General features: G+C 72.4%; 17 protein-coding genes. 9 read left to right on the forward strand and 8 right to left on the reverse strand.

The genetic code is table 11. The features are described from left to right. Position 1: 1 nt before the first annotated feature. Positions 2–2,053 carry a DUF4388 domain-containing protein gene (locus G6O69_RS24100; protein ID WP_172305864.1) on the reverse strand — a complete coding sequence of 684 codons (2,052 nt, stop codon included), beginning with the start codon at positions 2,051–2,053 and terminating at the stop codon, positions 2–4. After that, the gene (locus G6O69_RS24105; RefSeq protein WP_172305865.1) at positions 2,037–5,162 is read right to left on the reverse strand and encodes a hypothetical protein; all 3,126 of its coding nucleotides are present in this window, start codon (positions 5,160–5,162) and stop codon (positions 2,037–2,039) included. Before G6O69_RS24105 ends, G6O69_RS24100 begins: the two co-directional genes overlap by 17 nt. Positions 5,163–5,247: 85 nt before the next feature. On the opposite strand from G6O69_RS24105, the gene G6O69_RS24110 reads away from it, so the two are divergent. Together G6O69_RS24110 and G6O69_RS24115 are read left to right on the forward strand one after the other, a co-directional pair. Continuing rightward, a complete protein-coding gene (locus G6O69_RS24110; RefSeq protein WP_172304573.1) occupies positions 5,248–5,631 on the forward strand; it encodes a helix-turn-helix domain-containing protein in 384 nt (127 codons plus the stop codon). Then, positions 5,579–6,202: an IS630 family transposase gene (locus G6O69_RS24115; RefSeq protein WP_172304574.1), complete on the forward strand. Its 624-nt coding sequence runs from the start codon at positions 5,579–5,581 to the stop codon at positions 6,200–6,202. The genes G6O69_RS24110 and G6O69_RS24115 overlap by 53 nt, the downstream gene beginning before the upstream one ends. 68 nt (positions 6,203–6,270) lie before the next feature. Here the strand turns inward: G6O69_RS24115 and G6O69_RS24120 are convergent, their stop codons facing one another. From G6O69_RS24120 to G6O69_RS24130, 3 genes are read right to left on the reverse strand one after another with little or no spacing between them, the layout of a single operon-like run. After that, positions 6,271–9,534, reverse strand: a complete 3,264-nt coding sequence (locus G6O69_RS24120; protein WP_172305866.1) for a serine/threonine-protein kinase — start codon at positions 9,532–9,534, stop codon at positions 6,271–6,273. A gap of 39 nt (positions 9,535–9,573) precedes the next feature. After that, entirely contained in the window at positions 9,574–10,623 is a 1,050-nt protein-coding gene (locus G6O69_RS24125) for a hypothetical protein (protein ID WP_176397051.1), read from the reverse strand. Then, positions 10,623–11,006, reverse strand: a complete 384-nt coding sequence (locus G6O69_RS24130) for a hypothetical protein (RefSeq protein WP_172305868.1) — start codon at positions 11,004–11,006, stop codon at positions 10,623–10,625. The genes G6O69_RS24125 and G6O69_RS24130 overlap by 1 nt, the downstream gene beginning before the upstream one ends. A gap of 58 nt (positions 11,007–11,064) precedes the next feature. Here G6O69_RS24130 and G6O69_RS24135 point away from each other — a divergent pair, with 58 nt between their 5' ends. Further along, entirely contained in the window at positions 11,065–11,688 is a 624-nt protein-coding gene (locus G6O69_RS24135; protein ID WP_172305869.1) for an NTP transferase domain-containing protein, read from the forward strand. On the opposite strand, the gene G6O69_RS24140 is transcribed toward G6O69_RS24135, so the two are convergent. Further along, positions 11,669–12,133, reverse strand: coding sequence for a DUF962 domain-containing protein (locus G6O69_RS24140; protein WP_217909899.1), 465 nt, complete (start codon positions 12,131–12,133; stop codon positions 11,669–11,671). The two genes, G6O69_RS24135 and G6O69_RS24140, sit on opposite strands and share 20 nt — an antisense overlap. 119 nt (positions 12,134–12,252) lie before the next feature. Between G6O69_RS24140 and G6O69_RS24145 the strand changes: the two genes are divergently transcribed. After that, a complete protein-coding gene (locus G6O69_RS24145) occupies positions 12,253–13,002 on the forward strand; it encodes an NTP transferase domain-containing protein (protein ID WP_172305871.1) in 750 nt (249 codons plus the stop codon). A gap of 7 nt (positions 13,003–13,009) precedes the next feature. Next, positions 13,010–14,692, forward strand: a complete 1,683-nt coding sequence (locus G6O69_RS24150) for a right-handed parallel beta-helix repeat-containing protein (RefSeq protein ID WP_172305872.1) — start codon at positions 13,010–13,012, stop codon at positions 14,690–14,692. An 18-nt stretch (positions 14,693–14,710) separates the two neighbouring features. On the opposite strand, the gene G6O69_RS42330 is transcribed toward G6O69_RS24150, so the two are convergent. Next, complete coding sequence (locus G6O69_RS42330) at positions 14,711–15,091, reverse strand: response regulator (protein ID WP_172305873.1); 381 nt, start codon at positions 15,089–15,091, stop codon at positions 14,711–14,713. A 120-nt stretch (positions 15,092–15,211) separates the two neighbouring features. Between G6O69_RS42330 and G6O69_RS24160 the strand changes: the two genes are divergently transcribed. The 4 genes from G6O69_RS24160 (at position 15,212) to G6O69_RS24175 (ending at position 20,514) form a co-directional block, all read left to right on the forward strand. Beyond that, positions 15,212–16,882 carry a hypothetical protein gene (locus G6O69_RS24160; protein ID WP_176397052.1) on the forward strand — a complete coding sequence of 557 codons (1,671 nt, stop codon included), beginning with the start codon at positions 15,212–15,214 and terminating at the stop codon, positions 16,880–16,882. A 107-nt stretch (positions 16,883–16,989) separates the two neighbouring features. Continuing rightward, positions 16,990–17,607, forward strand: coding sequence for a hypothetical protein (locus G6O69_RS24165; protein WP_172305875.1), 618 nt, complete (start codon positions 16,990–16,992; stop codon positions 17,605–17,607). 5 nt (positions 17,608–17,612) lie between these two features. Next, positions 17,613–19,361: an ATP-binding protein gene (locus G6O69_RS24170; RefSeq protein WP_172305876.1), complete on the forward strand. Its 1,749-nt coding sequence runs from the start codon at positions 17,613–17,615 to the stop codon at positions 19,359–19,361. 28 nt (positions 19,362–19,389) lie between these two features. Continuing rightward, positions 19,390–20,514 (forward strand): NADPH:quinone oxidoreductase family protein, encoded by a 1,125-nt coding sequence (locus G6O69_RS24175; RefSeq protein WP_172305877.1) that lies wholly within the window; start codon positions 19,390–19,392, stop codon positions 20,512–20,514. Here G6O69_RS24175 and G6O69_RS24180 read toward each other — a convergent pair. Beyond that, positions 20,511–21,353 carry an AraC family transcriptional regulator gene (locus tag G6O69_RS24180; protein WP_172305878.1) on the reverse strand — a complete coding sequence of 281 codons (843 nt, stop codon included), beginning with the start codon at positions 21,351–21,353 and terminating at the stop codon, positions 20,511–20,513. The two genes, G6O69_RS24175 and G6O69_RS24180, sit on opposite strands and share 4 nt — an antisense overlap. Between the last annotated feature and the right edge of the window lie 30 nt (positions 21,354–21,383).

Consider the following 21,383-nt stretch of genomic DNA (forward strand, 5'->3'; position numbering starts at 1 on the left):
CTCAAACCAACTTGTCCATGACGTCGATCGCCAGCTCGTCGTAGGGATCGATGTCCAACGCCCGCTGAGCCGCGTCCTGAGCCCCGCTGTGGTCGCCCAGGGCCAGCAGCACCGCGCTGCGGTAGCCGCTGATCATCGCCAGCTCAGGGTTCATCTCCTCGGCGTAGGCGAGCAGCTCGAGGGCGTGGGCGCCCATCTCCTGGCTCTCGCCAGCCGACTGGAAGCGCGACCAGGCGAGCAGGGCGTGGAGCTCGGCGACGTCGATGCCGTGCTCGTAGGCGCTCTCGAAGTGGTTGATGGCGTCGGTCCAGCGCTGCTCGGAGACGGCGGTCTCGCCGGCGGAGAACTGGCCGGCGGCGAGGGCCTCGCGGTCGCGCAGCCCGTCGATGTCGCCCAAGGTGGCCTCGTGGTCGATGTCGTCGTCGCCGCCCAGGCCACCGACTTCGCCCAGGTCGATGTCGTCGAGCTCGTCGAGGCCCATGAGATCGCCGTCTTCGCCGCCGTCGAGGGCGAGGTCGTCGGGGATGTCTTCGGCGAGGGCCTGGAGCCCCGCGGCCGAGGAGGCCGGATCGATGGCGAGCTCGGGGGGCGGGCCCTCGTCGAGGGCGAGGTCGTCGGGGATGTCGGCGTCGAGGTCGAGGTCGTCGGGGAGCTCGGCGTCGAGGGCGAGGTCGTCGGGGAGGCTGTCGTCGGGGAGGGCGTCGTCGTCGAAGGCGGTGGTCGGGGCGTCCTCGTCGAGCTCCTCGAGCTCTTCGAGCTCCTCGAGCTCCTCGATCTCTTCGATCTCTTCGATCTCGTCGGAGCTGGCCGCGAGCTCGAGGGCGCTGGGCGGCTCGGGCTCGTCGGTCTCGACGGCCTCGACGGGTCCGGTCGCGGGCTCCGTGGCGTCGTCGTCGTCCTCGGCGACGAAGGGCTTGTCGTCGTCGTCGTCCTCGAGGACCTGCTGAAAGACCCCGGACTCGGCCGGATCGGCGACGAGGGCCTGGGCCTCGTCGCTGCTGTCGTCGTCCTCGGCCTCTCCGGCCTGGGCGTCGAGATCGTCGCCGAAGGTCGCGTCGGGCTCGTCGCTCTCGGCGGCGACGAGGGCCGAAGACACCTCGCGGGGCGCGGGCTGGACCGCGCTGTCGTCGTCGTCGGCCTCGACCGAGGCGAACTCGTCGTCGAGGCTCGAGTCGGGCTTCTTGGGCAGCTCGCCGGGGAGCGGCGTGTCCTCGTAGAAGGTGATCGACAGCCGCGCCTCGGCCTCGGGCTGGAGCTCGGCGTCGGGGGTGCTGCGCCCGTCGGCGGGCTTGGCCGGGCGCTTGCGGGGCTGCCGGCGGTTCTTGGCCAGCTTGGCGATGCCAGCTTGGATCGACGCGTAGATCAGCAAGGCGGCCGAGGGCACGGGTGGATCGACCTCGGCCTCGAGCAGCTCGCCGATGCTCTCGCTGCCGTCGAGGCAGACCAGGAAGTGAGCCTCTTCGGGCATGACCTCGAGGCCGAGCTCGTGCTTGGGATCGACGACGGGGAAGCGGTCGAGGTAGGGCTCGAGCGCCTTTTGGGCCCGGTCCTCGTCGGTGGTCTCGAGTAGGGCGTTGACGATCAACCCCTGGGGCGGCGTCTCGAAGCGCAGGCCGTAGTCCTCACCCGCGACGTCGGGCTTGAACTGGTAGCGGCCGTCGTCCCAGGCGAAGATGTCGTAGAGCTTGTGGCGCAGCTGGGCGCGCAGGCCATAGCGCAGGTTGCCCTCGCTGAGGATGCCCATCTCGATGAGCAGCTCGCCCTGCTTCTTGCCCGTGCGGCGGATCGACTCGAGGGTCTGATCGCACTGCGCCTGGGTGATCAGCCCCTCGCGGGCCAGGATCTGTCCGAGGCACTCGGAGGTCACGTTCGAGCGCACGGAGATCGGCTCGCCCTCGTTGAAGAACACGACCTTCTTGGTCTTGCCGTTGAGGAGGAAGAGGCTGCCCGTGCCTTTGACACGGGCGATCTGGCGGACGATCTTGGGGAAGGGGCTGCGACGCAGGGTGCCCTTCAGCGGGAAGCCGAGGGTGGTTTCAGTGTGCTCCGGCATGGGTGTCGTCGGCGGCGAGGTGGCGATCGAAGGCGGCCCGGACGACGGACCGTTGCCGCTCGAGAGTGGTGATGAGCGCGTCTCGATCTGCCAGCCCCATCCTACGCGCAAGCGCGGTCAGGCGGGGAGAATTCACGGGTAGACGATCGTTTAGGCCCCAACCGCTCCCGCGTGTCATTCGCAGTCGGTTGAGGAGGAGGCGTTGAAAACGATACGCAGCGACGAGGCCCTGGGCCTCGCTGTCCGCGAGCACGCCGGCGGCCGCGAGGGCTGTCAGCGCGGTGGGGATGTCCCGAGATCGCAACTTCGGATCACGCGGGTCGCGGGCGTGGCGAAGTTGCAGGGCGGAGGTCAGCAGCTCGAGCTCGAGGCAGCCGCCGCGCCCGGATTTGATGTCCCAAGTGTCGCGTGTTTCCCGCGCGAGCTCATCTTCGATGCGCCGCTTGAGCCTGCGAGTTTCGGCCGCGATCGCCCCTGGCGGCTCTTCGGCGGGCCACAAGGAGGCGGGGACGACCTCGTCGAGGACAGCGCGAGAGAGCGGGCCGATGGGCGCGGGGCCGCTGGCGTGCGCGGGCCCATCGGCCGGGTCGAGCTCCCCAAAGCGGGCCTCGGCGACTGCGCGTAGGCGGACCAGCGCGAGGCGCTCCCAGATCTCCACGCTGCGGGCGTGGTAGCTGCGGAAGCCGTCGAGCGAGGAGACCAGCAGGCCCTGGCGACCGGAGGGGCGCAGGCGGGTGTCGACCTCGTAGAGCCGCGCGCCATGGATCCGATCTTCGAGGCGCGCGATCAGCCGGCGGCTGACCTTTTGTGCAGCCTCGCGGGCGAGGGTTGGGCTCACGGAGGGCGCGGGATCGAAGACGAACACCAGGTCGAGATCCGAGCCGTAGTCCATGGCCTGCATCCCGAACTTGCCGAGGGTGAACACGGCGAGGGTGAAGGGCTGGGGCTGGTCGGCGCTCGGGCGAACGTCGCTCGCGAGATCTGCGAGCAGCTCGGCGACGATGAGCTCGGCGAGGTCCGAGAGGTGGCGGCCGATGACCAGAGGATCGGGGCGGCGGCCGAGATCGTAGAGCCCGATGCGCACGAGCTCGCGGTGCTTGAAGAGCAGCAGGCGCTCGTCGAGGCTGGGGGGCGGGGCGCCCGGGGCCGCGCGCAGCTCGAAGCTGGCGAAGCGCTCGCGCAGCGCGTCGGCGTCGGCCAGACCCACGGCGGCGGTGGCCTCGAGCAGCAGACTCAGGCCGCCATCGCGGGCGCCGCCCGAGGTCCCCGGCAGGCCGATGACCCCGCGCGAGAGCGGCTCGCTGGCGCCGAAGAGATCGGCGAGCTGGCGGACCAGCGGCTGGTGCTCGGCCTCGGCCATGAGCCGCCACAGGCCGAGGTGGGCCGGGCGGGTGCTGGTGAACTCGACCAGTCGACGCAGGGCCGCGACGGGGTTGGCGCTGTCGAGGCAGGCGAGCAGCAGCGCGCGGGCGCCCGCGCGGGCGGGGCCGGAGCCGACGAGGGGGCTCTCGGGTCGGCTGAGCAGGTGGTCGAGGACGGCGGTGGCCTCTTCGGCGGCCGTCGGCCACAGGCCGATGCGCTCGAGGGCCTTGCGCCGAGCCCCCGACGAGGCCCCGGGATCGACGAGCACGGCCTGGACGATCTCGCGCTCGGCCTCGCCCTCGTCGACGAGCTCGGACTCCCCGGTGAGCGTGCCGGTGATCGACTGGACGAGCCCGCGCAGCTCGGCGAGGGAGAGGTCGAAGCGCTGGCCGTCGGCGCGCTCGCGCCTGCGCTCGGGGTTGCGGTCGCGGGGGGCGAGCAGCCAGCGCGGCGGGGCGCTCACGGCCAGGCGGCGGGCGAGGAGATCGCGGTCTCCGTCGTCTTGGGGCAGGCGGTGGGTCTGGTGACCCTCGGCGAGCTGCAGGCGGTGCTCGATGCGACGCAGGACGCGGTAGGCCCCGCCGAGGACCTCGTGCTCGCGGTCACTGATGAAGCCCGAGGCGGCCAGGCGATCGAGGGCGGCGAGGGTCGAGCGCGCGCGCACGCTGGGGTGGCGGCCGCCGTTGAGCAGCTGGAGGCTCTGGACGAAGAACTCGATCTCGCGGATGCCCCCGGCGTCGTGCTTGATGTCGATGGCCGCCGCGCCCAGGCCCCGGTGCGCCTCGGCGCGGGCGCGCTTCATCATCGAGCGGATGTCCTCGAACATCGAGGGGTCCATGGTCCGCGGCCACACGAAGGGGGCGAGCCCGCGCAGGACCTGCTCGCCGAGCTGGAGGTCGCCGGCGATCGGCCACGCGCGCAGCCAGGCCTGGCGCTCCCAGCTGCGGCCGTGGCGTTCGTAGTAGCGCTCGAGGGCCGAGGCGGAGATCGACAGCGGGCCGCGCGTCCCGAAGGGGCGCAGGCGCAGGTCGACGTGAAAGAGCGGGCGCCACGGGCCGCTGCCCTCGAGCAGGCGCAGGACCTGGCGCAGCTGGGCGTGGAGCTGGGTGCGCTCGCGGTGGGCGGCGCCCTCGTCCTCGGCGTCGAGGGCGTCGTCGGCGTGGACGAAGATCAGATCGATGTCGCTGAGGAAGTTGAGCTCGCGGCCGCCGAGCTTGCCCATGCCGAACACGACCACGCGCGCGCGCAGCTGGGGATCGACGGCGGCCATGGCCGCGTCGACGCAGGCCCCGGCGAGGTCCGAGAGCGCGCCGCCGATCTCCTCGAGCGGGCCGTGCTCGAGCTCGCGCCGAGCCAGGCGCAAGTACTCGCGGGTCCGCACCCGGGCGAGGCCCTCGGCGGCGCCGTACTTGGCGATGGCGTCGGCGAGCTGGGCGGCGATGGGTCGCTCGCGCCCGGGCTCGCGCGCGGTCACGGCCACGACCTCGGCGGGCTCGAGCAGGCGCATGAGCCGAGCGGGGTAGCTGCCCTGATGGAGGAGATCGACGAGGGCGGGGTTGGGCGCGCCGAGGGCCCACAGCTTCGCGGACAGGGAGCTCGCCCAGCGCAGCGCCGCGTCGGGGTCGGGCCCGGCGAGCAGACGCTCGAGGGCCTCGCGCCAGCTCGCGGGGAGCTCGGCGACGGCCGCGGCCCGCTCGGCGGGCTCGAGGTCATGGATGCGCAGCAGCGCCTGGAGGGCGTCGTCCACCGGCGCGGAGCATACCCTCTAGTGTACGATCCAGAGGATCGGAAGGGGGATCGACATCGAGTCCCGATGGTGATCTACTGGCCGGGTGACGACGCCAATCTCCGTCGACCTCCGCGCCCGGATCGCCGAAGCCATCGAAGCTGGCGAAGAAAGTCAGCCCCTCATCGCCGAGCGCTTCTCCGTCTCGGTCACCACCGTCGAACGCATCTCGCGGAAGCTGCGCCAAGGCGAGAGCTTGGTGCCGAAGAGTCCACCTGGCCGGACGCCCAAGTTGAAGGAGCGCCACCTCCTGTGGATTCGTGGCGAGATGGAGAAGGACCCCTACCTCGGCTCCTACCACCTCTCGGCGCGCTTCAATCGACGATTTCCCAAGAACCGGGTCCATCGCTCGACGATCCTCCGGGCGCTTCACCAACTTGGCCTCAGCTTCAAAAAAAACTCCCTACGCTCCCCAGCGGGACCGAGCTGACGTCGCCGAGGAGCGCGCCCAGTTTCGGTTGCGACAGCGGCGACTCGACATCGGACGTCTCGTCTTCGTGGACGAATCGGGCACGCATCCAGGGATTGGTCCGCGCCGGGGCTGGTCCCCACGCGGCGAGCCGCTCTACGGACCGCACGAGCCCTATTCCCGCGGTCGCCACGTCTCGATGATCGCGGCCTTGCGCGTCGACGGCATCAGCGCCTTGATGACGACCGATGGCGGGGTCAAGACCGCTGACTTTCTGCGCTTCGTCCGACAGCGCCTGGCACCCACGCTCGAGCCGGGCGACATCGTTTGCTGGGATAACATCAACATGCACAAGAATGCAGAGGTCGTGGCTGCGGTGCTCGAGACGGGTGCGAAGGTCGTCCGCTTGCCCCGGTACAGTCCCGACTTCAACCCGATCGAGGCCGCTTGGGCGAAGGTCAAAGCTTGGATACGCCGAGCGATGCCCACGACCGTCAGCGAGCTCAAGAAGGCGATGCGTAGGTCCCTGCGTCGGATCCGAGCCTCGGACGCACTCGGCTGGCTCAAGTACTGCGGATATCGCCTTCCGTGATTCTGATCCGTACACTAGCGGCCGGCTTCGCGCCTCGCCGCGCTCGATCTCGCGCTGGGCGCTGGCGCTCAGCGTCGACGCAGCCAGGCCGCGATCGCGTCGCGCAGCGCCCGATCCCGGCGCCGTTCGACCAGCGGGGTCAGCTCCTCGAGCAGGGCGCTGGCGATCTCCTCGGCGCGCTTCGTCTGGCCGGCCCGCGCCAGGACGCGGGCGTGGACGAAGCGCAGGTAGGCCGCGTCGCTGCGCGAGCCGAGGGACGCGGACTCGGCCCGGGCCTGCTCGCTGAGGGCCAGGGCGCGCTGGAGGTCCTCGCGCGGCGTCTGGCCGGGCTCGCCGAGCAGGAATTCCGCGAAGATCCCCCGGGTGTAGATGCACTCGTCGTTGCTGGGGTCGTCGTGGGTCTCGCAGGTGTGCATCAGCGCCTCGAAGCGCGCGCGCGCCCGGTCGCGCTGGCCGTTGGCGGCCTCGGCGAGGGCGAGATCCGTGAGGTAGTCGATCATCCGCAGATCCCCCGCCTGGTGTCGCGCCCGACCGATGGTCGCGGCCCGCTCGATGTTGCGCAGGGCGCTGGGGGCGTCGCCGAGCTCGAGCTCGAGCTTGCCGAGGTTGTCGAGGAGCACCGCGAGGCCCTGGCTGTTGGGCTGGCGGCGGGCGAGGATCTCGCGAGCTTGGCGCAGCAAGGCCACGGCCTCGGAGATCCGCCCGCGCTCTTCGACGACGTTGGCGAGGTTGATCAGGGTGTTGGTGCCCTCGGGGTGCTCGGGTCCGAGCTCGGCGTCGATCAACGCGATGGCCGCGCGCAGGGTCTGCTCGGCGCGCTCGAGCTCGCTTTGGCGGCGCAGCGCGACGCCGTAGTGGGCGAGGGCGCGGGCGTGGGCGAGGGGCGCGGGGGGATCGAGGCGCTCGTGGTCGGCGATGATCCCCGGGAAGCGCTCGCTGGCGGCGTCGTACTCCCCGGACAAGAGCAGGTGTACGGCGACGGTGTCCCGGGCCGCGAGGGTCTGCGGGTGGGCCGAGCCGTTGGCGGCCTCGGCCTTGGCCAGGGTCTCGCGGGCCATGGCCAGGCGCGCCGCGCTCGTGTCCTGGACCGGGATCAGGCGCAGCATCACGGAGATGGTCTCGGGGTGCTCGGGCCCATAGAGCGCGCGGGCCATGGCCAGGGCCTGCTCGAGCAGGGCGCGGGCGCTCGCGGGCGTGGCGGCCTCGAGGCTGGCGGCGCTCTCGAGGTAGCGCAGAAAGCTGGGGTGTTGCTCGCCCAGGGTCTCCTCGATCAGCGCGTGGGCCTGCTCGAGCACGGCCCGGGCCTCGTCGTCGCGATCGGCGGCGTTGAGCAGCTCGACGCGAGTGAGGCGCTCGTCGACGACCTCGACCGGGCGCGCGCCGAGGCGCTGGCCAAAGAGCTCGGCGACCTCGACCCAGACCAGCGCGACTTCGAAGCGAGCCTGGCGGCCGGCGGCGCGGGCCAGGGCCAAGGCGGCGGCGCGGGCCGTGGCCAGATCCTCGTGGGCGTTGGCCAGCTGTAGGGCGCGCTGTAGCTTGGCGTTCGCGTCCTCGCCGTGGCCGAGGGCGAGCTCGAGGCGCCCGGTGGTCAGCAGCGCCTGGGCCTCGACGCTCGAGCAGGTAGCTAGGCCCGGCGTGTCGAGCAGCGCGGCGCCTGCCGTGACGCCCTCGGCGTGGAGCCCGGCGAGCTCGAGGGCGCGCAGGCGGTGGACGGCCACGGCCAGGGCGGGCGTGCAGCCGCGGGTCTCGCCGTCGAGGGGGTCGATCCGCGGGTCCTCGCACAGCGCCGGCTCGGGCAAGGCGGCGACGGCCGCGATCGCGTGGGCGGCCACGCCCGGCGACTCGGCGCGCTCGCCAATGACCTCGAGCAGGGCCGAGAAGGCGTCGAGCTGCTCGGTCAGACATCGCTCGCGCCGGGCCTGCTCGCTGCGCTCGAGATCGTCGGCGCGACACAGCTGCCCGCGGGCCTCGGCCCAGCGCCCCAGCCAGTCGTCGACGCCCGCGCGGACCCGCTGGGTGTTGGCCTCGGCGTAGGCTGGCCCGCCCGCACGCACGGCGTCCTCGATGGCCGCGGCGTAGGGCGCCCAGACCCGGTGGGCCGCGTCGGCGGCCTGCTCACAGCGGGCGGCCTGGAGCTGGGTGTGGGCCAAGAAGGCGGCGAGGGTGGTCGAGCACAGGCCCACGGCCAGCAGCCGACGCCGCCAGGTCTTGCGCCGCGCCGCGGGGTCGTCGGCGAGGGCGGCGAGCAGCTCGGCCATCGACGGCCAGCGGGCGCGGGGCTCGGGCGAGAGGCCGCGCTCGACGATCGCCGCCAGCCAGTCGGGGACGTCGCGATCGTCGGGCTGGGGCTGGCGGGCGTCCTCGAGCACGTTGCGCAGCCGGGACTTGGTGTCGTCGCCGGCGAAGGGGCTGACCCCCCACAGGGCTTCGTGCAGGGCGACGCAAAACGAGAACTGATCGCTGCGCGCGTCGATGTCGTCGCCGAGGATCTGCTCGGGGGACATGTACGCGGGCGTGCCCACGGAGCTGCCCTGGGTGGTGAGCTGGAGGTCGAAGGCGTTGCTCGAGCTGCTCGCGCTGCCCGAGGAGCTGGCGCTGACGCTGGCCTGGGCGCCGAGGACGATCTCTCCCGAGAGCGAGCCGTGGCTCGAGCTGGCCGCGGCCCGCGGCTCGGCGGTGGTCGGGGCGCGGCTCGGGGCGCTCGCGGCTGCCGGGGTGTCGGGATCCGGCCGCGGCTCGGCCTCGAGATCGGTCTCGGTCGTCGCGTCGGCCTCGCGCGCAGCGAGCCCGCGCGCGCGCTCGCTGCGGACCAGCCCGAAGTCCGTGACCTTGGGGACGTCGTCGAGGCTGAGCAGGACGTTGGCGGGCTTGAAGTCGCGGTGGATCAGCCCGACGGCGTGGGCCGCCGCGAGCCCGCGCCCGGCGGCGATGAAGATCGGCAGGACCTCGGCCCAGGGTCGCGGGCCGTCGGCCAGCCAGTCGCGCAAGGTCCCGCCGGCGACGTACTCCATGGCCATGAACACCTGCTGGCCAAAGCGCCCGACGTCGTAGATCGCGGCGACGTTCGGGTGGGAGAGCTGCGCCATGGCCTGGGCCTCGCGCAGCATCCTGGCCTGGGACAGGCCGGAGGCCCCGCCGCGCAGCAGCTTGATCGCGATGTTGCGATCGAGGTCGGGATCCCGGGCGAGGAAGACCGTGCCCATGCCCCCGGCGCCGAGGCGATCGAGGACGATGTAGCGATCGATCCGCAGCAGCCCATCGGCCTGTTCGTCGCTCCTGCCGCCGCCCTCGTCGTGGGCGGTCTCCAGGAGGTCGTGGTCACTCGCCGTCATGGTGGGCTGCCCAAGGGTAAACCCGGTGCCTGTCTCGGCTCACTCGAGGATATCGCGCAGCGGTGGGGCGAGCGCTGCGCCTCCGATGCCGTGGCGGATCCGAGCGAGCAGCTCGGGCAGCGCGGGATCGTCCAGGGGCAGCTCGCCAGCCGCGAGGCGCTCGTTCAAGGCGCTCGCCGCCAGCTCGAGGGCGCGCGTTTCGAGGCCCTGGGCGGCCTCGAGGCGGTCTTCGGGGGCCCCAGCCGCGAGCCCCGCGAAGAAGCGCGAGGAGGCGCGGTGCAGGCGGATGACGAGGCGCCCAGAAGAACCAGTGGTCGAACCAGTGGCCGCGCCAGCGGTCGCGTCCCCGTCGAGCACGTGGCCGACGCAGGCGCTCCACAGCGCCTCGCGGCAGCCGGCGGCGGGGGGCGCATCGGTCTCGATCTCGGCGCAGGTCAAGCTGGCGAGCTCGAGGCAGGCCGCGGCCGCGGTGAAGGGCAGGGTCTCGGGCAGCGGCTGCTCGTGGAGCAAGCTCGGCCCGACGAGGGGCGGCGGGGCGTCCTCGTGTCGGTAGGTCTGCAGCGGCTCGTCGCCCATGGCGATGGCCAGCGCGTCGCCCTCGACCAGCAGCGTCCAGTCGGTGGGTCGCAGGAAGTCGCTGGGCATGATCCCCGCGACGCTGGTGCGCAGGGCGAAGGCGTCACCGGCGTGGCGCTCCACGCTCGCGCGCAGCTCGAGCAGGGGCGGGGAGTCGCGCAGGGTCGGGCCTGGTTGCGCGGAGACTGTCGGCTGCGCGGACGCTGGGTTGGGCTGGGCAGGCTCGGGGCTCGCCGGGTCCGTGGCGTCGAGCGGCTCGACGAGGACCCAGGGCCCCGCGAAGCGCAGGCGCAGCGTGGGCCCGCGCCAGGTGCCGGCGTAGGGCGGGGGCGCGCCGTGGTCGATGGGCGGGGGCTGCTCGAGGGGGGTCGAGTCGGCGGGGCGCGGCTCGGCCACCGGCGTCCCTGCGCCGCGCTGGCAGCCGCCTTGCCAGGCGAGCGCGAGCAGCCCGAGGACGGCGAGGACGCGGCGTTTCACCACGGGCGCCTCGCGCAGCTGCCAGCGCGGTCGCATCAGCAGGTCGCGCCGTCGGCCGCCTGAGGGTTGGGGAAGGCGTCGCCGTCGTCCTCGCCCTCGCGGGGCGCGAGGCACTGGAAGTCCTTCTCGATCAGCAAGGACAGGGCGCCCTCGGGCAGCGCCTGCTCGTGGCGGATGCTGACCGCGTCACCTTCGGCCCAGGTGTGGGCGAGGGCCAGGGGCAGGCTGACCTCGACGAGCGCGCCCTCGTAGCGGGCCTGGGGGTGCTCGGCCGCCTCGCTGGCGACCAGCGCGTACTCGAGGGCGCGGCCCGGGCCAAAGTGGATGACCTCGCTGACGCGGCCCTCGGCACGCAGCTGGCGGACTTCGCTCTGGGTCAGGCGCAGGCGCAGGGAGTCGGCTCGGATCCGCAGCTTCACGCCGCACAGGGTAACAAAGGGGCTTGCGATCGGGGGCCCAGGCGCGCAGCTTTGGGAGGTGAAGGCGGGCCCAGGAGCGCTGATCCTCGCCGGCGGCGGCTCGCGTCGCATGGGTCGGGACAAGGCCTGGCTGGCGCTCGACGGCCAGCCCCTGCTGGCGCGGATCGCCGGGGTCCTGGCCCCCCGCTGCGCGCCGATCGTCGTCAGCGCGGCGCCGGGTCAGCGCCTGCCCATGTCGGCGGACATCGAGCTGCTGCGCGTCGACGATCCCCAGGTCGACGCCGGCCCCCTCGTCGGCGCCGTCGCGGGCCTCGAGCGCCTGGCCGCGGCCGGGGCAGCGCAGGCCTACCTCTCGAGCTGTGACGCGGCCGCGCTCGCGGGCGTCCACGTCGACTTCATGCTCGCCGCGCTCGCGGCCCGAGCCGACGCGCCGGCGCTGATCCCCGTGGACGCCGAGGGCCGCCGCCACCCGCTCGCCGCGGCCGTGCGCGTGGAGCCGATCTTGGCCCGTGGCAGGGCGCTGCTCGCCGCCGGGGAGGCTCGGCTCCAGTCCCTGCTCGCCGAGGCCGCGACCATCGGCGTCGACGCGCTCCCGGAGCCGCTGGTGCTCGCGCCTTGCAACACCGAGGCGCAGTGGCGGGCGCTCTCGGACGCGCTGGCGCTCAGGACTCGCGCGCGGTGAAGGCCTCGACGGGATCGCCGGTCCACAGCTTGCCCGTGGCCATCAGCCCCCACATGCGAAAGTCTCCGAGCAGCGACCACATCGGATAGGTGAAGGTCGCGGGCTTGTTGTGCTCGAGCTTGAAGTGGCCGATCCACGCGAAGGCGTAGGCCCACACGACCCCGGCGAGGATCATCGGCTGGGCCCAGGTGCCCAGGGCGATCATCCCGAGCAAGAAGGGCGCCGCGCTGCGTCGGTTCTCGATGTTTGCGCCCACCGCCCCGAGGGCGAGCATCCCGGCGAGGGCCGGGCCAAAGCGCAGGGGATCGGTGATCAGCGCGGCCGCGAAGACCGTCAGGAAGCCGCCGGTGCCCACGAAGTGCAGCGCGCGGCAGGTCGCGTTGCGGTGCTCGCCGAGATAGAAGACGAAGAACTCGGAGAAGCTCTGGATGCGCGTCTGGGCCATGGCTCGCGCCATTATGCCCGGTTGCGCCCTTTTGTGCTCGCTCTTGCCTGCTCATGCCCGCCGTTGCCTGCTGGGGTGCGTGGCTGTGCTCGGAGGGGCGATCGGGTAGGGTCGCGGCGATGCGGAGCGTCGCCATCCTACTCGCCGCCGGCAAGGGCACCCGAATGCGCTCGGAGCTGGCCAAGGTCCTGCACCCCTTCCGCGGGGAGCCGCTGGTGATTCACCCGCTGCGCGCCGCCCGGCGCTTCGGGGTCGAGCGCTCGATCGTCATCGTCGGCCACCAGCGCGAGCGCGTGCGCGAGGTCGTGGAGGCGGCCTGCCCCGAGCGCGAGGGGTGGTCCGTGGGCTTCGCCGTGCAGGACGAGCAGCGGGGCACCGGCCACGCGGTGCTCTGTGCCCTGCCCACCCTGGGGGAGGACTTCGACGGGGTCGTGCTCATCCTCAGCGGTGACGTGCCCCTGCTGCGGGCGCAGACCCTCGCCCGCCTCGCGCAGGCCTGCGCCGAGAGCTCGGCCGGCCTCGCCCTGGCCACCTTTTGCCCGGATGACCCCGGTGGTTACGGCCGAATCTTGCGAGACGAGGGGGGCGCCGTCGTGGGGATCCGCGAGCACGCCGACGCCAGCGAAGCGGAGCGAGCCATCGGCGAGTGCAACGCTGGCGTCTACTGCGTCCGCGCCGAGCACCTGCGCCGCGAGCTCCCGCAGCTGGGCTCGGCCAACGCTGCAGGCGAGGTCTACCTCACCGACTTGGTGGCTTTGCGTGCCGGCTCGGGGGTGGTGATCGGCGTCGAGGTGGACGCGATCGAGGTCTCGGGTGTCAACACGCCGGAGCAGCTTCTCGAGCTCGAGCGCGCGGGGGAGGGGGTATGATGGCTCCATGTCTTTCATGCCTGGTTCGCGCTCGGATATCTGGCTGAGCTTCGTCGCGGCGCCGCTCGCAGCTGGCCTCGTCATTGGTCTCGCGCCGGCTTCGGCCGCGGCCGAGGGCGAGTGCGACTGTGACTTCGTCATCGAGCCCGACGCGGCCTCGGCCAACGGCGCCGAGCTGGGCGTGGGCCCGGGCGATAGCGTGTGCCTGCGCGGCGGCGCGCGGGAGTTTCTGCGGCTCTACGAGTTCGTGGGCTCGAGCGAGGCGTGGATCGAGATCCGCAACTGCGAGGGCCGCGTGGAGATCGACAACGCCGATCGCGGCTACGGCCTGACCGCCGAGGGCTCGCGCTACTTTCGGATCACCGGCTCCGGGGATCCGGAGCACGAGTATGGGATCAGCGTCCGGGCCACGCGAACCGGGCCGGACTACTCGGCCAGCGGCGTGGTCGTATCCGGGCTGAGCAGCGACTACGAGCTCGACCACTTCGAGGTCCTCGACAGCGGCTTCGCGGGCTTCAACCTCAAGACCGAGCCGACCTGCGACGGCTCGGCCAACCTCGGCAACTTCGTGCAGTACGACACGCGCCTGCACCACAACTGGATCCACGAGACGACCGGCGAAGGCATCTACTTTGGCAGCACGGGCTACGGCGGGCGCGAGTACACCTGCGACGGCGAGACCGTGGTGCTCTACCCCCACGAGCACCACGGCGTCGACATCCACCACAACCTGATCGAGAACACCGGCTGGGACGGCATGCAGGTCGGGGTCTCGCCGGTCGACTGCGCGGTGTGGGCGAACACGATCCACGACGTCGGCCTGGGCGGCGTGGAGTATCAGCAGCAGGGCATGCAGATCGGCGGCGGCTCGAGCTGTGAGATCTGGGCCAACCGCCTCGAGCGCGGGCCGACCAACGGGATCTTCATCCTCCAGGCGGGGGACACCGCGGTCCACGACAACATCGTCGTCGACTTCGAGGGCACGGGGATCTACGCCAACTCCAACACCGACCCCGCCCTCGACGGATCGCGCTACGCCTTCGTGCACAACACCGTGCTGCGATCGGGGCGCTGGGGCATCGCGATCTTCGGCCCCAACTTGGTCGGCAACCTGGGCTGGAACAACCTCGTGCTCGAGTCCGCCGAGGGTGACGTGGCCCCGGGCGGCGACGTCGACTGGGACGGCCAGGGCAACATCACGGGCATGGCCGTCGCCGAGCTAGGCTTCGCCGACGCCGAGGCCAGCGACTACCACCTGCTCGAGGACGCGCTGGCCGTGGGCGCGGGGGTGCCCGCGAGCGCGTGGAGCAGCGTGGATCTCGACGGGGTCGAGCGCGACCTCGAGGCCCCGGACGTGGGCGCCTACGAGTACACCACCGAGCCGCCGCCCCCAGAGCCGCCCGACGACGGCGGTGAGGGAGAGGACAGCGGCGGCGACGAAGGTGATGAGGGGGGCGAGGGCTCGTCCGACGCGGGCGCGGAGGGGAGCGGCGCGGAGCAGGGGGACGACGTCGGTGACGACGAGTCGGGGGGCGGTGGCGAGGACGCCGGTGCCGACGAAGGGGGCGGCTGTGGCTGCCGCAGCGCGGGCGAGGGCGCGCCCTGGGAGCCCCTGAGCTGGCTGGGCCTGGGCGTGGCGCTCGGCCTGCGGCGGCGGCTCGCGGCTCGCCTGCGCCGCGCGGGAGCCTGAGCCCGGGCTGGGGCGGGCTCAGACCGAGGCCGCTTCGACGACGACGCGGCGCAGCTTGTCGATGTCGAAGGGCTTCTCGACGAAGTACTCACAGCCCGCCTCGGCCGCCTTGGCGTGCTCTTGCTTCATCACGCTGGCGCTGACCACCACGATGGGGATGCGGCGCAGCTCCTCGCTGCCCTTGATGGTGCGGGCGAGGACCAGGCCGTCGGCGTCGCCGGGGAGGTCGATGTCGAGGAGGATGACCTCCGGCCGCTGGCGGGCGATCTCCGTGAGGGCCTGGGCGACCTCGGTGGCTCGGGAGACGGTCCACAGGCCCGTGGACTCGAGCAGGCGGTGAATTAGCGCGTAGTTCGCGTCGTTGTCCTCGACCACGAGGATGGGCCGGCGGTCGCTCACTGTCGCAGTGTAGAGAGTTGCGCGTCCGCGGTCGAATTCTCCCGGGCGATTTGTCGGACCGGCGGGGTCCGAGCCTCGCCATGGCTCGTTTCGAGACCTGGTCACGAGTACACTCGCGCCGTGGTGGGCCCCACGATCACCGCGCTCGTCCCGGCGCTGGCGCTGGCTTGGTCGCTGGGCCCCGAGCCCGATGTCGAAGAGGCCGCGTCGCAGGCGGACAGGGAGCCCGCTCCCGAGCAGTCGCAATCCGAGCAGGCCGCGTCTGGCTCCTCGCCGCGAGCTGACGCGGCGCGAGAGGGCGATGTGGATGGGCGGTCGTCCAGCGCCGCGGGGGTGCGAGTGCCTGCCCCGAAAGATGTGGGCGCGCTCGCGTCTGCGATGTCCGAAGATCCCGAGGCCGGCGACCTGGGCGAGCTCGCGCTGCCGGAGGAGCGGGCCGTCGAGGTCGTCGCCCTGCAGATCCGCGGCCGCGTTCAGGTGGCCCCCAAGCAGATCCTCGAGGCACTCGAGGCCGAGGGTCTCGAGGAGGGAGAGCGCGTGTTTTGGCCCGAGGACCCTCGCATCGATCGCGCGACGGCGCGACTTGCGTCGATGGGCTACTTCGATCAGGTCGCCCTGCGCCTGGTGCCGATCGCGGGCAGCGAAGATCAGGCCGCGCTGGTCGTCGATATCCACGAGCGCGGCGCCTTGGCCATCGCAGACATCCACGCCCAGGTCTCGAAGCTGACGCCCTTCGCCGGGGGCTTCGAGCTCATGGAGCGCAACCTCGCCGGGTCCTCGGTGCACCTCGGCGGCGGCTTTGTAGTTGGGACGCGAGCGCGCGGTGTGGAGGACCGCCAACGTCAGCAGGCGGCCAAGCTCTTCGTCGAGCTGCCGGCCCTCGCCGGGAGCCCGCTCGGCGTGGCGGCGAGCGCCTACATGGTCCTCGCCAACGAGCCCTACCGCGTCGCCGGCTACGACGACGACCCCAGCCCCAGCAACTTCGACACGGTCCGCTACAACCGCTTCGGCGGGGTCTTGGGGGTGACGATCCCCTTTCACGCCGACCTGACCATGGGCATCGACTTTCGCTTCGAGGCGATCGACGCCGACCTGCCCGAGGCCACGCCGATCCGCCAGCTGCCCAGCGGCGAGCAGCTCGACCTCGACCTTCAGCTCGAAGACGGGCTGCACTACCTGAGCTCGGCCGAGTTCAGCGTCGCCTGGGATCAGCGCGGTCGCGCGGCGCTGCTCGGTAAGGGCGGGCACATCCGCCTGGACGTGCAGCTGTCCTCGCCGGCGATCGGCTCGAGCTACGAGTACCTGCGCGTGCTGATCGGCGGCGGCTACAGCTTTCGCCTGCCCTGGGGACACTGGCTGTCGCCGAGCCTGTGGGGCGGACAGATCGCCGGCGACGCGCCGCGCTTCGAAGCCTTCTTGCCCGGCGACCTCGCCGACTGGACCCCGGGTCGGACCATGGGCGTGCAGTACTCCACGCGCTGGCCGATCGACACCTTCAACACCGGCGTCGACGAGATCGACCTCGCCCAGCTCGGCGGGCGTGTGGACCTCGAGTACGGCATCCCGCTCTTTCGCCGCCCGCGGACCGAGTTCGTCTACGGCGGCTACCTCTACCTGTCTTCGGGCATCTTCACGCTCACGGGGACCCGGGAGGAGCGCAGCCTCCGGCGCGAGGCCGGGCAGCTGGTCGCCCCCTTCGGCCTCAACGCCGACTTTGGGCTCAAGCTCGACACCAGCTTGGGGACCTTCGACATCTCGGTGGGCAGCGTCCTGGAGCGCACGCCGCTATGAGCAGGGAGGGGAGCAGGAAGGGGAGCAGGGAGGCGCCAGCACGCGCCCGCGCCCTCCCGAGCGGCGGGTCGAGCCGTGGGGGTCTCGGGCGCCGCCGCTTCGCGCAGATGCTCGCCGCCGCGGGCCTGAGCCTGACCCTGGTCGCCGCCTCGCCCGAGACCTTGCCGCGGCGCAAGCTCTCCGTCAGCTACAACGCCCAGGTCGTCAAGGTCGGGCTGGTGCTCTCGGAGCTGCTGCGCGAGAGCGACAGGCAGGCCATGAAGTCGCTCGACTCGGGCTGGGCCACGCGCCTGGTCTACGACGTCGCCGTGTTCGAGAAGAACGGCACGCGCGCGCCCCTGGCCGTCACGCGCATCGAGCTCAAGGTCCAGTGGGACCCCTGGAACCGCGACTACATGGTCCAGACGCAGGTCGACGGCGGCAAGCCGACCTTGCGCCGCTTCGCCCTGCGGGCCGACGCGATCGCGGCCGCGACGGCCCTGCGCGTGTCCTTGGCCCCCCTGGCCATGTTCAAGCGCGGAGAGAACCACGCCTACTTCGCCAGCGTGTTCGCCCAGCGCAACCCGATCCAGACCAAGGCGGGCGCCGGCGCCGACGGGGCCCGCGGCCAGGACCGTGACCTCGAGGTGTTCTCGCGCTGGGTCGGGATGTTCGTGCGCTCGCGGCCCAAGGCCGAGAAGACCGCCGAGTTCCGCAGCCAATTCTTCTACGTGCCCGAGGACTGATCCCGATGCCCGCCGACAAGCAAAAGTCCGCGCGCGAGCGGGCGCCCCGAGGCGGCGCCCGCGGGGGACGTACGCGGGGCACGGCGAGCTTTCACCTGGCCCGGGCGCTCCAGCAGCGCCCGCCCTGGTGGGGGCGCCTCGAGGCGCGGATCACCATCTCCTTGGTCGCCATCGGCATCTTGTGCGTGAGCGCCTCGGGCTACCTGGTCGCGCTGGCGGTCGGCTACTACGACCGCCTCGACGCGCAGCAGGCAGCGACCCAGCGCGAGGCCATCGAGCTCGCCCAGCCCTACTACGCCGAGCTCGCCGCCGCCCAGCGCGAGGTCTTTCAGGCGCGCACCGAGCTGCTCGCGCACGACGTCGAGGCCCTGCTCGGCGCGCCGGGGCAGCCGGTCAGCGCGGCGGCGCTCGAGCGCGCCTTGCAGCGGTGGATCGACGCGCGCTGGGACGTGCTCGAGGTCGTGGTCGAGCGCCCTGGGGGCGACGCGATCGCGCTGCGTCCCGGGGGCGGCGACGCGGCGCTCGGCGACGCGGCCGAGCTCGGGCCGTTGGCGGTCGCGATCGTCACCCCCCTCGAAGTCCGCGCGTCAGCGGGCGAGGGGGAAGAAAAAGAGGGCGAAGCGCAGCCGCGGGGCGAGCTGGCCGCGAGGTTGCGGGTCTCGTGGGCCACGGATCCGGCGGTCATCGAGCGACACCAACGCCTCGGCGAGCTCGCCCGCAGCGTCGGGACCGTGGAGATCCGAGGCGCCAGGGGAGAGGACCGCAGCGTGGCGCGCAGCGAGATCCAGCGCGCCGTGATCACGGCGATCAGCCTGGCCAGCGGCCTGGTGTTGATCGCCGCCGTCATCGCTGGGCTGATCATCGCCCGCCAGACCACGCGCAAGGTCTCGGACCTGTCCAAGGTCATGCGCCAGGTCGCCTCGGGCGACCTCTCCGCCCGGGCGCCGCGCCTGGGCCACGACGAGCTCGGGCTGCTGGCCACCGCCTTCAACACGATGCTCGACGAGCTCGAGCACACCCGGCGAAGGATCGCCTACCTCCAGCGCGTCGGCGCCTGGCAGGAGATGGCCCGGCGCATCGCCCACGAGATCAAAAACCCGCTCACGCCGATCCAGCTGGCCGTGCAGCAGCTGCGCGAGAAGGACCCCGGTCAGGACCCGCGCTTCTCCAAGCTCCTCGACGAGTCCGTGGAGATCGTCGAGGACGAGGTCGAGAGCCTGCGGCGCATGGTCACCAGCTTCTCCCAGTTCGCCAAGCTCCCCGAGGTCGCCCTCGAGCAGGTCAGCCTCGAGCGCGTGCTCGCGGAGTTCGAGCGGGCCTACGGCGGGACCGAGCCCGGGCTGGTGGTCGAGGCCCCCGAGGGCGCGGGGGCGCGGGGGAGCGAGGCGCTGGAGATCCGCGGGGATCGTCAGCTGCTCAAGCAGGTCCTCGTCAACCTGGTCGAGAACGCCGCGCTCTCGGCCCGGGAGGCCGGGGTCGAGGCCGTGGAGATCCTCGTGCGCGCGGGCCTGGTCCCCGGCCGCGAAGATGCGCTCGCCTACCTGGCGGTCGAGGACAACGGCCCCGGGGTCCCGCCGCGGCGCCGCGAGCTGGTCTTCGAGCCCTACGAGACCACCCGCTCCCAGGGCACGGGCCTGGGCCTGGCGATCGTCAAGAAGATCGTCTTGGACCACGGCGGAGAGGTCAGCGTCGGCGAGAGCGAGCTCGGCGGGGCCCGCTTCGAGGTCCGCCTGCCCCTCGTGCGTGATGCCTGAGCTGCGATGGGCTGATAAAACCAAGCTCATGATCGCCACAGCCCAGCTCCCCGAGGGTCAGCGCGTCGTCGTGCGCGAGTGGGGCGAGACGCCCATGGACGCCCTCGAGCAGCACATGCGCCTCGAGGACCAGCCGCCGCCGGACCCGGCCACGCTCGGGCCCAGGGATCTGATCTTGCGCGTGCGCAGCTGCGCCGTCGGCTGGGTCGACCTGATCATGAGCAGCGGCCAGTACCAGCACATGGCGCCGCCGCCCTACACCCCGGGGCTCGAGTTCGCCGGCGAGGTCTGCTGGGCGGGGCCCGAGGTCGAGGCCGTGTCCGTGGGCGACGCGGTGCTCGCCGACGGCTTCCACACCGGCCCGCGATCCTCGGGGCCCTACCAGCGCTGGGGTGGCTTCGCCGGCTACGCGGTGATCCCCGAGGCCGCGGCCATGCCCCTGCCGAAGGGCCTCGACTTCGACGCGGCCGTCAACTTGCTCGGCAACTACGAGACGGCCTACCACGTGCTGATCCACCGCGGCCGCCTGCGCGCCGGCGAGGTCGCGCTGATCCACGGCGCCTCGGGCTCGACCGGCCTGGCCGCGGTTCACGTCGCCAAGCTCGTCGGCGCCACGGTGATCGCCACCGGCCGCGACCCCGCCAAGCTCGCCGAGGTCCAAGCCCAGGGGGCCGACCACGTGATCGAGACGGGCGGCGAGGACGGCCTCGCTGGCCTGCGCGACGCGGTCAAGGCCCTCACGGGCGGGCGCGGGGCCGAGCTCGTCTACGACGGCGTGGGCGGCCCGATCTCGGCGGCGAGCCTGCGCGCCATGGCCTTTGGCGGGCGCTTTTGCATCGTCGGCTGGGCGGCGACGCCCTTCGTGGCCAGGGGCAAGGGCAAGCGCGGGGCGCCCAACGCCAACGTGCTGCCCACCAACCTGATCCAGATGAAGGGCCTCGACGTGCTCGGCTGCCCGGCGGTGATCGCCACCAAGCACGACCCCTCGCTCCGACCCACGCGCCTGGCGTGGATCCGCGAGCGCGTGGCCGAGGGCCGGCTGCGCCCGCACGTGGGCCCGCGCTACGCCCTGCGCGACTACGCCGAGGCGCTGCGGGCCAAGTGGGCCAGCCGCCACGTGGGTGGCTGCGTGCTCCACCCCTGGGGCGACTAGAGCGGTTCCGGCTGGGCACGAGACCCGCAGTGCTCGAGGCGATGCTCGCGTCGCCAGGCCGCCGGCGTGGTCGCGTAGGCCTTGCGAAACTGACGGATGAAGTGGGTCTGGTCGGCCCAGCCCACGGCCTGGGCGATCTCGGCGATGGAGTCGTCGGTGTGGACCAGGCGCGAGGTGGCCTCGGCCAGGCGGATCGAGCTGATCCACGCGCCCACGGTGTAGCCGGTCTGCCGCTTGATGGTCGCCGCGACGTGGGCCGGCGCGCGCCCGACCGCCGCCGCGACGTCGCGCAGCGAGATGTCCTGGAGCCCGTTGCGTTGGATGAAGGCGAGGGCGTCGGGGACGAAGCTCGAGGCGCGGGCGGGCAGGGGCGCAGCGGGCATCGCCCGGCGGACCTCGGCGAGCAAGAGCAGCAGCATGCAGCGCAGGAGCTCGCGCGACTCCGGATGCCCGGCGTGCTGCTCGCTCGCCAGGTCGGCGAGCAGGTCGAGGACCCGTCGCCTCCGCTCGCGGGGGATCAGGACCATGGGCAGGGCGCCGCGGCGGACCCGGTGAAAGGCGGCCATCAGCGGCTGGTCCTCGTCGAGGACGAAGCAGCTCGCGCAAAAGCGGACCATCCACAGCTCGAGGTCCTCGCCGCCCAGGGGCTCGTGCGGCGTGCCGGCGGGGAGCAGCAGGATCGAGCCGGGCTCGGCGACCACCGTCTCGCCGAGGTTCATCTCGAGGGAGCCGGCGGCGACGTAGGTGAGCACGTGATCGGTGTGGCTGCGCGGCGGGTGCCAGGGGAGCGACGCGAGGTGGCCGTGATTGATCTCGAGGGGGCTGCCCGCAGCGTGCATCCTCGTCGAGGATAGCAGCCCAAAAATCTC

This window comes from Pseudenhygromyxa sp. WMMC2535 (assembly GCF_011083025.2).